Origin of the sequence: Fodinibius salinus, assembly GCF_008124865.1 — a bacterium.
GTDB classification, from domain to species: Bacteria; Bacteroidota; Rhodothermia; order Balneolales; family Balneolaceae; genus Fodinibius; species Fodinibius salinus.
This window is the reverse complement of sequence record NZ_VNHY01000002.1, coordinates 720,856-733,702: the sequence shown is the minus strand read 5'-3', so window position 1 is coordinate 733,702 and position 12,847 is coordinate 720,856. Positions and strand designations below refer to the sequence as shown.

The following is a 12,847-nucleotide window of genomic DNA, read 5'->3' as shown; positions in this document are numbered from 1 at the left end:
TAAGTTAAGTTCTGATTACATACACATAAACCTAAGACTATCCGTGGAAACATGCTATAGCGGAACCCCAGATATTAAGGTACCGGCAGAGGTATTAGCAGGTATATTATTTCCTAAAGATACCCACGGAATAGCAAATCATTACCCACCTGCTTCCATTCCAGATCATGAAACTCCATAATTTCAGACATGCGATTGATATCCAGATTGATAATTGATTTTGTGCCCCCTCCCAGCATTTTAGGGGCAATAAAACACTCTACCTTATCCACCAACTGCTCATGCAACAGTGCCGATGACAACTGTTGTCCGGCCTCAACTAATACTGAGGTAAGCGGCAGTTGTCCTAATTGGCGAAATGCCTGGCGTAAATCAGTATGTCCATCTTTCTCATCCACTAATAACGTCTCCCCATGAAAATAGTCTGACTGCAGCATATCAAGCATCGGATCAGCTTCATTCTCATACTTTTGCCTGTTATGGGTCAGCACAATGGTCTTTTCTTCATATTGATCAGAAAATAAATTCAAATCTTCGGAAAGTTCCAGCGGACCATCAATCACAATACGACGCGGCTGCCGCCCTTCAACATGGCGTACCGTCAGTCGGGGATTGTCGAGACGTGCTGTATTTCGTCCGACCATTACGGCATCATACTGGCTGCGCCAGCGGTGGACCAGCGCACGAGACTGGGGACCGCTAATCCACTCTGAACTGCCATCAGGTGCTGCCGTATAGCCATCCAGCGTCTGTGCAATTTTGAGTGTTATAAAAGGTCGGTTTAACGACTGGTGATACAAGAAAAACTCATTAAGATCTTCGGCCTCTTCCTGCATCAGTCCTACATCAACGGTAATGTCATGGTCGCGAAGGTGCGTAATACCTTTGCCAGCTACCTTAGGGGTGGGATCTTCCATTGCCACTACTACCCTATCAATAGGTTGTTCGGCAAGCAATTCGCAACAGGGTGGCGTATTGCCGTGATGAGCACAGGGTTCCAGCGTAACATAAACGGTAGCTCCCTCAAGCGAACTTTTATCAGCAATATCATCCAGCGCTTTTTTTTCGGCATGAGCTTCGCCGTGGCGTTCGTGAAAGCCCTGCCCAATCTTTTGACCTTCGGTAGATATAATAACACAACCCACCATGGGATTGGGTGACACATAACCAGCCCCCTGCTCGGCAAGATCCAGCGCGTGGCTCATCCATTTTCTATCTATATCGGTCGTTGTGTCAGCCATCTTTCACTACTTTTAAAAATCAATAAGAAGTTATCAACAATTAAAAAAGGGCAAGAATTTCTCCTTGCCCTTTTGCAATCAATATCTCTTTGTGTAATTATCCGCTGAGCAACCGGTCTCGGTTATCTTCAATGTCAGCTTCTTCTTTAAGCTGTTCAATCCAGGTATTCATAAATACCTGATTTTTGCTTTGCTCCAATTCACGTCGAATTTGTTCCCGAACCTGGGGCGTCAGATTCTGTACATCAGCTTTACGAAGTTCGTTTACCTTCACAATAAAAGCGGCATTCGTGCCTTCAATAGCAGCGGAGTAGGCTCCTTTTTTCAGACCAAAAATAGCACCTACAACCTTCGGTTCCCGGCCGGCCCCCTCGATGGTAGCATCATTCATTGACAATGAAGAAACGGTCATAACCTCATTACCGGACTTTTCTGCAATCGTCTCCAAGTTATCATATTGTTCGGCCAGTGTATTAGCTTGTTTTACCGCATGTTGCTTAAGCTTATTGTTTTTAACAACCGTGCGAATTTGCTTTTTTACTTCCTCGAACGGTTGTGTGCCAGCCGGGGTAACTTCGGTAACATGCAACACTACAAACAGGTTGGGAAGTTCTATAGTCTTCGAAATAGCTCCGGGCTCTGAGGACTCTAAAAAGTTGAGAATCTGCCGGCTTTGTCCAATACCTGAAACAAAGTTATTCCCCTTGGTTGCAAACCCTTCTTGCACCGATAACGAACGTCTTTCAGCTTCACCGGTAAAGGTTTCCTGCTCAGCAAAGTAACTGAAATCATCAGCCTTTTTAGCTCGCTTATCAAGCGTAGCAACAGGATCTGCTTTTACATCCAAACTAAAAACGACAAACCTGACTTTACTTGCTGTCTCCTCTTTCTTTTTTAGCAAATACATTCGTCCCTGGTCCCTTATAACCTCTGTTACCTCGCCTTCGGCTACATCAAGTACCGAACGGTAGAGCTCCCGTATATCGCTTTTGGGAACCAGTTCTGCAGTATAATCGGTGCTTGACTGATATCGATTTAAAAACAAGGAATCATTTTCAGCACTGGCAAAATCAGAGCGAAGCTCTTTAATATCATTGAGCGTACGCATGGTATCTTGCTTTGTAGGGGTCTTGTCAAAACTTACATACTCAAATCGGTACGACTCTTTGCGCTTATACTTGTCGGAATGATTTTCATAATACGTCCGAAGATCTTCTTCGCTAACAGAAATCTCACTTTTATCAACATCGCCATAAGAAAATCGAACAAATGAAACATCAGCCGTAGTATTTCGGCGAATATATTCTTGCTCCACCTCATAATCACTAACTCTCATAGACGACTGCAAGTAATTGCTCATTTTTTGCTGACGGCGCTGCTGGCGCAGTTGCTGTTCTACCCGAATCCACATCTGTGTATTTTCAGGAGCATCAATAGCAGCTTGTAAAGCAGCGCGATCTATGGTCCCATCCTCACGCTGAAACTGTTGTCTGATAAACTGTACCGGATTTTCACCGCTAATCATATCCACTACTTCCTGATCAGTTACAGTAATACCCAGATCATCCATTTTTTGCTGTATCAGCTTGCTGTTTACAAGAGCCTCCCAAGCACGCTGCTGATATTGAGCCCGCAACTCTGGATTCATAGAATTGCCGGTTTGGCGTGTATGTTGCTGCGTAAAATACTGCATGCGGCTGTTGTATTCGTCCAACGAAATTTTTTCTCCATTAACCGCTCCCAAAGATCGGGGACCCTTTTGTAACACACTAAAAAGGTCGGTGTCTTGAAGCATCCACAATATTCCGAATGAGAAAATAAGCACCCACAAAATAACGCCGGTCCCTTTTCTCATTTTTTCCATTACACCCATATTCGTAAACCTCGTAACTACATCTTAATTAATAAAAAAATTTGTTAGACAAACATATTCTGCCTGTCCATAAGCTTCTAAATATACAATACACCTGTGCTAACAGCAATATTGCGAAATCGAAAATAGTTGCCTTCTTCAATCAGTTGTACAACAGGTTGTGCACACAAAACAACGTCTAAAATACCTCAATCAGCTTCATTCCCTTAAGGTATTTCTGGGGATTATTGTTGATATTGTTGATTAGCGTATCCATTTCGCCAGTGAGACTTTCCAGATTATTATATAATCCGGGATCATTGACCAGTTTACCCAGACTGCCCTCCCCGTCGTTAATTTTTGTCAAAATCTGATCGAGTTTACTGTTCGTGCTCTTTAAATTTTGTGCGAGAGTTTCCAGCTGGGTTAGTGACCGATCCAGCCCCGTCATCACAGAATCTATGCGCGACTTATTGCGCATGCTAACTGTATCCACATTCGCCAAAAACCGTTCGGCATGGTTAATGCTGTTTTCAAGATTTCTTCGTTTGTTCTTGAATAAGGTTGACACCTCCTTTGATGTGGTCTCTAAATCTCGCAATATGCCCTTCACATTTTTCTTAGACTCCTCATCCATCATACTGTTTAGGCGGGCAAGCAGTTTGTTCAACTTTCCAAATGAGTCGGATACATCTTTACTCAACTCATCCCCTTTCTTTCCAAATGTCTCCATAACCCCGGCCCGGTATTCACCTTCAATGGTATCACCATAATGTAGATTTTCTTTGGCATCGCCTCGCTCTACGACAATAGCCTTACCATCCAGCAGACCCGTCGATTCAAGATATGCCACTGAATTTTTGGGAATATCCACATCCAAATCAAAGCTCATGGTAACGCCTACACTATCGTTGGATAGCAGCTTAATCTTTTTCACCGAGCCTACCTTTACACCATTAACATACACATAATTTCCTGCTGATAGACCGTCAGCTCGGCTGAAATATGTTTGTACCGTATTTGACTGGCGAAATAATGGCAGATCACTCATCAACCGGTATCCGACAAAGCCAATAAAAATGGCTATTAATATTGTTATTGCTACTTTTAATTCATTGCTGACTTTCAAAATAACTCCTCGTTAGTTTCTTATTTGATACTCACTAGCTGTTATAAAATTCATTAGATCTTCGTTATCACTTTCGCGCATTTCATCAACAGTGCCATGCCAACTTAGGTTTTCATTTTCTAAAAAGACTACACGCTCGGCAATCTCAAGCACACTGTGGATGTCATGCGTCACCACAATAGAAGTAATATTCAAATTTTGGGCCATCGAGATGATTAACTCGTTTATTTCTTCTGATGTTTTGGGATCTAAACCCGACGTAGGTTCATCATAAATTAAAAAATCGGGCTCTAGGATGGTAGCACGTGCAAGTGCCACCCGGCGCTGCATACCGCCGGAAAGCTCCGCCGGCGATTGGTCACCCGTACCGGCCAAATTCACCAAGTCCAGACTCTCCTCAACCTTGTCGGCAATCTCATCTTCAGTAAGATCAGTAAAATACTCCAGCGGAAAAGCAATATTTTCGAAAGTATTGAGCGAATCGAAGAGTGCCGATCCCTGAAAAAGTACTCCAAAACGCTGACGCATTTTCCGAAGGGCTACGTATTCCAAATCAAACACATTTCGCCCGTCAATAATTACTTCTCCCGAATCGGGATACATAAGGGCATTCAAATGCTTTACCAGCACCGACTTACCACAACCCGACCGGCCAATTATGGCTACCGTTTCCCCTTCTTCTATATTAAAAGAAACGTCTTCCCACACCAGGTTCGACCCAAAACTTTTGGTAAGATTGCGTATCTCTATCATTTGTTTATCATTGTTTACAAAAATACCGAAGCCAATACAAAATCAGCTAATAATACATAAATGCAGCTCAAAACCGTAGCCTGCGTCGTGCTGTTACCTACTCCTTCGGCACCGCCGGTAGCATAATATCCTTTAAAACAAGAGATCGAAGTAATTACATATCCAAACACAAAGGCTTTGAGCATACCAAAGGTCACATCCCAGGGAAAGAAAAACTCCCGGGCACCCTGCATAAATTCAGCCGGCGGCAATGCTCCTGAAAAATATGCGGCTGCTAATCCACCTAAAATACCCGACACGCTGGCAAAAATATACAGCAAGGGGAACATAATAAGTCCCGACAGTACGCGTGGAAGTACCAGGAAAGAAACCGAGTTAAAGCCCATCGATTCCAACGCATCAATTTGTTCACTCACTCGCATGGTGCCCAACTCAGTGGCAATGCGGGCTCCTACCTTACCGGCTAACACCAAGCTTGTGATTACCGCCGACAGTTCAATAAGCAGCGACTCTGATGTAATAGATCCAATCACTGAAATAGGCACAAAGGCAATATTCAGCTGGTATGCCGTTTGGATAGTCATTACTGCACCGGTAAATACGCCCGTGAGCAATACGATAGGTACTGACTCATAGCCAATTTTCAACAGCTCGTTAACAAGGTTTTTCTTATACGTATTAAACTCATATAACGATCGTAACGACCGATACAAGAGTAAACTGTATTTTCCTAACTTTTCGAGTGCCTTCATAAATGGGATTAATCTAAAATAAGGCTGGAAAGTATTAAATTTAAGCGTGGTTGTCATTTCGTGCGCTTTAATTTTTCAACTATATTATAGATGTCTTTGTAAAGTTCAAGCTCTAATCCTTAATACAGCTAAAGAAGGTCACTTTAAAACCAAAATTGTTGGTAATTTTTTTCGATAAATTCAAAATAATCTAACTTTTAGTTTTGCAAAGACGTCATATAAAAAATTATTCTCGCGATAATTGAGGGCATGAATACATTTTATAATAACGTTATTGACAACATTATAGCCACCAGGATTGCTATTGCCCTAAGTATCCTGGTTGTTGTATTTGTTGTAGGCTCGTTTGGCTACAATATTATTGAAGGTATGAGTTCTTTCGATGGATTCTATATGACCTTCATTACTATCACCACCATTGGCTTTTCGGAGCTAACTAACCTATCTCCAGCCGGACGCATCCTTACTATGGTGATTTTTGTGATGGGTATTGGTGTCATTTCGTATATTGCTTCGCAGACTACCCAGCTGATATTTGAAAGCGAAATTTTCAAAAAACGTGCTATGAAAAAACAACGCGAAAAAATGGAACAACATTACATTATAGCGGGATATGGACGGATCGGACACCGCATTGCAGAAGTCTTACGGGAAGCTAACATCCCCATAGTTGTCATTGAAAACAGAGAAAGCAGTATTGAACGCATTAAGGACGATAAACTGCTATATGTAAAGGGAAATGCACAAAACGAGAGTGTGCTCCGAGAAGCCGGCATCGACCGTGCAAAGGGTCTAATCTGTGCCCTTTCCCGTGATGAAGACAACGTTTTTGTTACTCTGGTTGGCCGCGATATGAATCCTGATATTTTTATTCTCGTGCGTACTAACGAGCACGAAAATACAAAGAAAATTTTACGTGCTGGAGCTAACAAGGTGATCTCTCCCTACGAAATTGGGGCCGACCGCATGGCAAACGTTATACTTCGGCCTCATGTTGATCAGTTTATGGACCGTATCAGAACCGATGAAGACCAAGATCACATTTTTGACGAGGTTAAGATTTTTGAAGGATCGGTATTAGCCGGTAAAACACTGGCTGAAGCACAAATTCGACAGAAATTTTTTGTAGTAATTATTGCCATTATTCCTCAGGACAAAGAGAATATCCAATTTAACCCCGGCAGTGAAGATAAAATTTCGATCGGCGACTCGCTGATTGTGCTCGGCGATGTGGATCGCATTGAAAAGCTGCGCGAAGAGGGATGCAAAGATTTTCGAACACTAGAAGAACGTGTATCTAAGCACGACTTTATGAAACACATCAATCCTCACCAACGTAATACCCAATCGGCATGATACGATACTTAACCGCCGGCGAATCGCACGGCCCTAAACTTACCGGCATCATCGAAGGCGTGCCCGCCGGCCTGCCCATAACTGAAGATGAAATTGCTCTACACCTAGCACGCCGTCAAAAAGGTTACGGCCGCGGTGGACGTATGGCCTTTGAAAAAGATAAGGCTACCATCTCGTCCGGCGTACGATTCGGTAAAACAACCGGTGCCCCCATTGCTATGCAGATGCCCAACCGCGCGCATGAAAAAGACGATTCTAACTGGCCCAAAGTGCTAGCCAAGGAGGGCAACGGTGACGATGTAGATCCCATTACCGTCCCGCGACCCGGCCATGCCGATCTGACGGGTGTACAAAAATACCGGTACGATGATATTCGACCCGCTATCGAACGTTCTAGCGCCCGTGAAACAGCCATGCGCGTAGCCTGCAGCTCTATCGCTCGCAAGTTTTTAAAACATTTTGGTATTGAAATTGGCGGTCATGTAACCCGCATTGGCAAGGTAGGATATGAACAGCCGTGGGAGGATGTGCGCGACCGCGTGGATCCCATGCTCGAAGATGGCGCAGAAACCATATTCAAAACCGCCGATGAATCACCGGTGCGCTGCCTCGACGAAGATCTGACCCAACAGATGCGTGATCTAATTATCAAACGACGCAAAGAAGGAAGCTCACTAGGCGGACACTGGGAGGTTGTGGTAACCGGCCTGCCTGCAGGACTCGGCAGCTTTGTCCACTGGGACCGCAAACTCGGCGGCCAGCTGGCACAAGCCATCATCGGCACCCAAGCCATGAAGGGCGTGCAAATCGGGCAGGGTTTTGAGTCTGGCCGACGCCATGGACAAGTAGTGCACGATGAGATTATCCATGAGGATGGTACATTTAAGCGCCGAACTAATCGCATGGGTGGACTGGAAGGCGGTGTAACTACTGGCATGCCGCTAATCATCCGCGGCGTAATGAAGCCTATCCCCACTATGCTTACACCGATTGATACAGTTGATATCCACAGCAAAGAAAAAACCGACACACGTTATGAACGGTCAGATGTCTGTGCGCTCCCGCGGGCCATTGTGGTAGCAGAAAGTGTAATTGCCCCCGTGCTGGCCAATGCCTTTTTGGAAAAATTCGGTGGTGACTCTATTGAAGAAATTGAAGAACGGCTTGATCAGTAAATGGAAGTCATACTTTTCTTTATCAGCTTTTGATAAGCAACTGATATACATCTAATATTAGATCCCTCATTGTCCTCAACTGAGATCAGGTTGAGGGCAATATCGCATCTGCGGGACGAAGTTCACATACAACCAGCAGCCCTCATCACAAGTTACAAAGTGCGGCCAAATAAACGAGCGTAGGTTCCAGAAGAACCCTTTTTCCCTTCCGCAATTTCCGTATCTTATCAATGGAACATAAAATAGTCTGGTCTGATATACGTTATTACTAACGGTTATGAGCGAAGAAGATAAACCAAAAATAAAGCAACTTGCCCGGCAGATTAAACAAAATCCCGGGGACTCATTTTCAAAGTTTGCCTTAGCGCTGGAGTTTCGCAAAGAGGCCGAATTTAAAAAGGCGCGTATCCTCTTTGAGGATATTCTCTCCACTGATCCCGATTATGTGGGCGTCTATTACCATCTTGGCAAACTATATGAAGCAATAGGTCGACTGGCAGATGCCCGTGAGTTGTACCAGCAGGGAATTCCCAAAGCTGAAGAACAGGACGAGAACCGGACAAAGACGGAGCTGCAGGAAGCACTACAGCTGGTTGAAACCGAAATTGAAGACCACTAAGAAAGAATAATGAGTTATCAAAAAATATTGATTACAATATTCTGCATTGGCTTTCTAACGGTAGGAGCTTCTTCTTGTGTTTTAGCTCAAGGAACTTCACATACCGTTCAGGAAGGCGAAACGCTCTTTAGTATTGCCCAGCAGTATGATGTAACAGTCCAGCAGGTAAAGGGTTGGAACAGCCTGACCAACAACAATCTTTCGGTGGGACAAGAACTGATCATCCGGGACAACACACCCACTGATAAAAACCAGCTTACCCACACTGTTAAAGCAAATGAAACTCTTTTTTCGATCTCTAAATCTTACAATGTAAGTATCGCGGAAATCAAATCGTGGAATAATCTATCATCAAATCAGTTAGCTGTTGGACAAAAGCTGACGATTTATCCGGCAGAGAAAAAATCTTCTAATGAGTCATCAATTGTTGTAGATGAACCATCGGATCAAAATACTTATTACACCGTTAAAAACGGGGATACGTTATATCGCATTGCACAACAACACCGCATGACGGTTGAGGAGCTAAAAAAACTGAATAATTTGGCTTCGAACACTATCAGAGTAGGGCAAGAACTTACGGTTCGCGATACTGGTACAGACGTCCCGCCATCTGTAGCCGAAGCTGTGGGATCGGCACCGCAGGGTAAATTCATTTCCTATGAAATAAGCAACAGTTCCGAGGGCCTTCAGGATATCCTTGATAAGTTTAATATGGATAAACAAGAGTTTAAGGCGTTGAACACCGGAACAAATATTAATTCGCTGCGGAGTGGACAGACGGTTACGGTATTAGCACCGCCTACCAAAGTACACAAAAATCCCTTTCTGGATCGGCTGAGCCTTCAAAACCTGGGATCTGCTTCGGTTACAAAATATGATACCACTGCCAAAGCTCATCCTACCACAAATGGCGAACTTTACAATCCAGATGCGCTGACGGCAGCACATTCAAACATGGCTTTGGGATCAGTGGTCTTTATTAGAAACCCGGCAAATGGGATAGGTATTTTTGTCCGTATTAACGACCGTACTTCGGGAAATGCCCTAAAACTTTCGGATGCTGCCTGGGAGTCTCTTGATTTAAGCAGCTCGTCACCACAAATCACAATCTATCAGCAATGATAAAACAGCTGCGCAATAACGCCCGACAGTATTTTTCTTCTACGCATTCTTTGCTATACAGCTACCTAATCAGCCTGCCGCTGTTGTTGCTTTACGAAATGCTCATCTTTATCAGTCAGCCGGATGCTGAGCAGGTGGTACGTATTTCAGTTGATGTGTGGATCAAGACATTGCTTTCATTTATGGGGCAGCACGTACTTTCTATTACGCTCATTTTTGTAGCTCTATTGGGTATTATCATTTTATATCGCGAACGCGATAAGCTATCTACGCTCTCTATGCGCTATTTTGGATACATGATTATTGAATCAATGGTGTATGCTGTGGTACTTGCTCTACTCATTGGAGCGGCGATTAGTAATCTCCTGCAATTGTTACCTTCTGCCCCTATAGAGAGTATCCCGCTGCTACAACAGTTTGCACTGTCACTGGGAGCAGGCTTATATGAAGAACTTTTTTTTCGTGTAATTTTGGTATCCGCTCTTTTATATGTGCTTCAAAAATTCATCTCGAAAAAATATATAGCTTACGGTTGTGCGATAGTTCTGGCAGCATTGTTATTCAGTGCCGTCCATTTTGTAGGTGATATGGGATATCCTTTTAGCTGGGCCGGACTTCTGTTTCGTTTTTTATTTGGATTGGCGCTGAACGCTATCTACTTGTGGCGTGGCTTTGGAACGGCGGCTTGGACACATGCCCTCTATGACCTACTGGTTATTATTCTTTGGTAATTTGGTAAGATCATACTGATTTATATCGTCTGTATAAATCCAGAAAGAGAAACTTATCGTATTAAACATTGCCTATAAGGTTCATTAGTGAAAACGATTAACGTTTTGGAAACAGATTTGATATAATATCTAAACACGAGTTGGACACTGTGTAACAAAGTATTGAGCAACTGAGCCATATTATTGCTTCGGCAACAAATTAAAAAACAGTGGGATGGCACAACTAACAAAAGAGGAAATACAGAAGCAGGAAGATTTTGAGGATGAAATTATTCCACACTTGGATGCAATGTATAATTTTGCACTACGCCTGACCTCCGATCCCAGCGACGCCGAGGATCTGGTTCAGGATACCATTGTAAAAGCATTTCGGTTTTTTAGCAGCTACGAAAAGGGAACTAACGCCAAGGCATGGCTCTTCCGGATCCTCAAAAATTCGTATATCAATAACTATCGCAAGCAGTCTAAGCAGCCTAACCAAGTTGACTATGATGAGGTTGCAACTTTCTACGAAACTATTCGAGCCGAACGCACGGATACCTCGGACCTGGAAGATAAGATGTTCCGCGATCTTATCGACGATGACATCTCTAACGCCCTTGATGAACTGCCTGAAGATTTCCGCACGGTAGTACTACTTTGTGATATTGAGGATTTTACCTACGAAGAGATAGCTAATATGCTGGATGTGCCCATCGGCACAATACGGTCGCGTCTGCACCGTGGACGTAACCTGCTGAAGTCTCAGCTTATGGAATATGCCAAAGAGCGCGGCTACCAACCTGATTAACAAAGAAAGGATTTGGCAAAGAGGCCGCCTCTAATTTCCTTTGGGCGCCTCTAAAATAATACGCATGGTTGTGCCACGCCCCACCTCTGATTCATGTATAAACAAAGTTCCGCTGTGATATTCCTCAATAATTCGTTTTGTAAGACTTAGTCCCAGCCCCCAGCCCCTTTTTTTAGTACTGTAACCGGGCTTAAATATTTCACCGTGAAATTTCTTGTCGATGCCCGATCCTGTATCCTTAACATCAATATACACTTCATTTTCTACGCGGTATAACTTAACGGACACATAAGGACTGCTGGCACTAGCCTTAATAGCATCCATTGCATTTTTGATGATATTTTCGACCGCCCATTGGAACAAATCAGAATTTACCTTTGCCTGTACTCCTTCATCCAACTGCTGCAACACTTCTACATTTTTGCCGAGTTGTGGCAGCCGACGCTTCATATATTCAAGTACATTTTCTAAAATGGGGGCCAGCTTTTGCCGGTTCAGTTCCGGCTCGGAACCAATCTTGTTAAATCGCTCTGCCACCCCGCGAAGACGAGACACATCATTTTCGAGCTCATTACAAATCCGCTGGGTAAAATCATCATCTTTTTCCTCGCGGAGCAGCTCAACCCATCCATACAAACTGGAAAGTGGCGTACCTAGCTGATGGGCGGCCTCTTTGGTCATACCTACCCATAGGTTTGACTGTTCAGATTTTGTGATCGTACGGTAGCTTACAAACGCTATTCCCAACACTAATGCCAACAGGCTCAGTTGGATATACGGGAAATACCGCAAATAGCGCACTGTGGGACTCTCACCATAATATACATACTGAGTTAGTGAATACTGTTCGTTGCCGAGATTTATTTCAATAGGATCATGCATTTGGGCAAAACGATCAATCAACTCTTGCTCTTTCTCACCTTCAACATGGTGTTTAAACACAATTTGACCACTCCCATCTACTATAATCCGAGGAACCTGAAAGCGTTCTTCACTCAACAAAATTTCCTGTGTTACAAAAGTCTGGGAGGTGCGATCCGCTTCTGCCTGATCAATAAGGGCTATAATACTATCCGGTGCCGAAGTATGTTGTTGCAAGTAATTTGATGCCTTCAGCAGGTTTTGGCTGATTTCTTCCTGGATGGGATTACTAGTGTATTCAATGGCTTTAGCCCATAACTCAACGTTCGAACGTTCCTGGACCAGGATACGATTAATCAAATAGTGGTTATAAGCAAAGGATCCTATCCCTAGCAGAACCAAAAGCCCTACCAGAACAATATTTATTCTATTTGAAGTAAGATGGATTTTCATACCCAAATAT

Annotated in this window: 12 protein-coding genes; 6 read left to right on the top strand and 6 right to left on the bottom strand. The window is 43.6% G+C overall.

Features of this window, described 5'->3' with window-relative positions:
* Window positions 1-113 precede the first annotated feature (113 nt).
* The 5 genes from ribD to LX73_RS08125 form a co-directional block, all read right to left on the bottom strand.
* On the bottom strand, window positions 114-1,241 hold the full coding sequence (gene ribD / locus LX73_RS08145) for a bifunctional diaminohydroxyphosphoribosylaminopyrimidine deaminase/5-amino-6-(5-phosphoribosylamino)uracil reductase RibD (protein ID WP_148898976.1): 1,128 nt from the start codon (window positions 1,239-1,241) through the stop codon (window positions 114-116).
* A 97-nt stretch (window positions 1,242-1,338) separates the two neighbouring features.
* Entirely contained in the window at window positions 1,339-3,105 is a 1,767-nt protein-coding gene (locus LX73_RS08140; protein ID WP_246138201.1) for a SurA N-terminal domain-containing protein, read from the bottom strand.
* Window positions 3,106-3,292: 187 nt separating this feature from the next.
* Entirely contained in the window at window positions 3,293-4,222 is a 930-nt protein-coding gene (locus tag LX73_RS08135; protein WP_148898974.1) for an MlaD family protein, read from the bottom strand.
* 12 nt (window positions 4,223-4,234) lie between these two features.
* The gene (locus LX73_RS08130) at window positions 4,235-4,975 is read right to left on the bottom strand and encodes an ABC transporter ATP-binding protein (protein WP_148898973.1); all 741 of its coding nucleotides are present in this window, start codon (window positions 4,973-4,975) and stop codon (window positions 4,235-4,237) included.
* 14 nt (window positions 4,976-4,989) lie between these two features.
* Window positions 4,990-5,784 carry an MlaE family ABC transporter permease gene (locus LX73_RS08125; protein ID WP_246138200.1) on the bottom strand — a complete coding sequence of 265 codons (795 nt, stop codon included), beginning with the start codon at window positions 5,782-5,784 and terminating at the stop codon, window positions 4,990-4,992.
* 192 nt (window positions 5,785-5,976) lie between these two features.
* Between LX73_RS08125 and LX73_RS08120 the strand changes: the two genes are divergently transcribed.
* From LX73_RS08120 to LX73_RS08095, 6 genes are all read left to right on the top strand, one after another.
* Window positions 5,977-7,083, top strand: coding sequence for a potassium channel family protein (locus tag LX73_RS08120; protein ID WP_148898972.1), 1,107 nt, complete (start codon window positions 5,977-5,979; stop codon window positions 7,081-7,083).
* Entirely contained in the window at window positions 7,080-8,258 is a 1,179-nt protein-coding gene (gene aroC / locus LX73_RS08115; protein WP_246138199.1) for a chorismate synthase, read from the top strand. The genes LX73_RS08120 and aroC overlap by 4 nt, the downstream gene beginning before the upstream one ends.
* Window positions 8,259-8,535: 277 nt before the next feature.
* Window positions 8,536-8,877: a tetratricopeptide repeat protein gene (locus LX73_RS08110; RefSeq protein ID WP_148898971.1), complete on the top strand. Its 342-nt coding sequence runs from the start codon at window positions 8,536-8,538 to the stop codon at window positions 8,875-8,877.
* A 9-nt stretch (window positions 8,878-8,886) separates the two neighbouring features.
* Entirely contained in the window at window positions 8,887-10,002 is a 1,116-nt protein-coding gene (locus tag LX73_RS08105; protein ID WP_148898970.1) for a LysM peptidoglycan-binding domain-containing protein, read from the top strand.
* Window positions 9,999-10,733, top strand: coding sequence for a CPBP family intramembrane glutamic endopeptidase (locus LX73_RS08100; RefSeq protein WP_246138198.1), 735 nt, complete (start codon window positions 9,999-10,001; stop codon window positions 10,731-10,733). The genes LX73_RS08105 and LX73_RS08100 overlap by 4 nt, the downstream gene beginning before the upstream one ends.
* A 214-nt stretch (window positions 10,734-10,947) precedes the next feature.
* The gene (locus LX73_RS08095; RefSeq protein ID WP_148898969.1) at window positions 10,948-11,523 is read left to right on the top strand and encodes a sigma-70 family RNA polymerase sigma factor; all 576 of its coding nucleotides are present in this window, start codon (window positions 10,948-10,950) and stop codon (window positions 11,521-11,523) included.
* Window positions 11,524-11,553: 30 nt separating this feature from the next.
* On the opposite strand, the gene LX73_RS08090 is transcribed toward LX73_RS08095, so the two are convergent.
* Window positions 11,554-12,837: a sensor histidine kinase gene (locus LX73_RS08090; protein WP_148898968.1), complete on the bottom strand. Its 1,284-nt coding sequence runs from the start codon at window positions 12,835-12,837 to the stop codon at window positions 11,554-11,556.
* Window positions 12,838-12,847: the final 10 nt, after the last annotated feature.

What these genes read in the sequence shown, in the direction of transcription:
- ribD (WP_148898976.1), bottom strand. Translation starts at nt 1,241, where the DNA reads ATGGCTGACACAACGACCGATATAGATAGAAAATGGATGAGCCACGCG.
- LX73_RS08140 (WP_246138201.1), bottom strand. Translation starts at nt 3,105, where the DNA reads ATGGAAAAAATGAGAAAAGGGACCGGCGTTATTTTGTGGGTGCTTATT.
- LX73_RS08130 (WP_148898973.1), bottom strand. Translation starts at nt 4,975, where the DNA reads ATGATAGAGATACGCAATCTTACCAAAAGTTTTGGGTCGAACCTGGTG.
- LX73_RS08125 (WP_246138200.1), bottom strand. Translation starts at nt 5,784, where the DNA reads ATGACAACCACGCTTAAATTTAATACTTTCCAGCCTTATTTTAGATTA.
- LX73_RS08120 (WP_148898972.1), top strand. Translation starts at nt 5,977, where the DNA reads ATGAATACATTTTATAATAACGTTATTGACAACATTATAGCCACCAGG.
- aroC (WP_246138199.1), top strand. Translation starts at nt 7,080, where the DNA reads ATGATACGATACTTAACCGCCGGCGAATCGCACGGCCCTAAACTTACC.
- LX73_RS08110 (WP_148898971.1), top strand. Translation starts at nt 8,536, where the DNA reads ATGAGCGAAGAAGATAAACCAAAAATAAAGCAACTTGCCCGGCAGATT.
- LX73_RS08105 (WP_148898970.1), top strand. Translation starts at nt 8,887, where the DNA reads ATGAGTTATCAAAAAATATTGATTACAATATTCTGCATTGGCTTTCTA.
- LX73_RS08100 (WP_246138198.1), top strand. Translation starts at nt 9,999, where the DNA reads ATGATAAAACAGCTGCGCAATAACGCCCGACAGTATTTTTCTTCTACG.
- LX73_RS08095 (WP_148898969.1), top strand. Translation starts at nt 10,948, where the DNA reads ATGGCACAACTAACAAAAGAGGAAATACAGAAGCAGGAAGATTTTGAG.
- LX73_RS08090 (WP_148898968.1), bottom strand. Translation starts at nt 12,837, where the DNA reads ATGAAAATCCATCTTACTTCAAATAGAATAAATATTGTTCTGGTAGGG.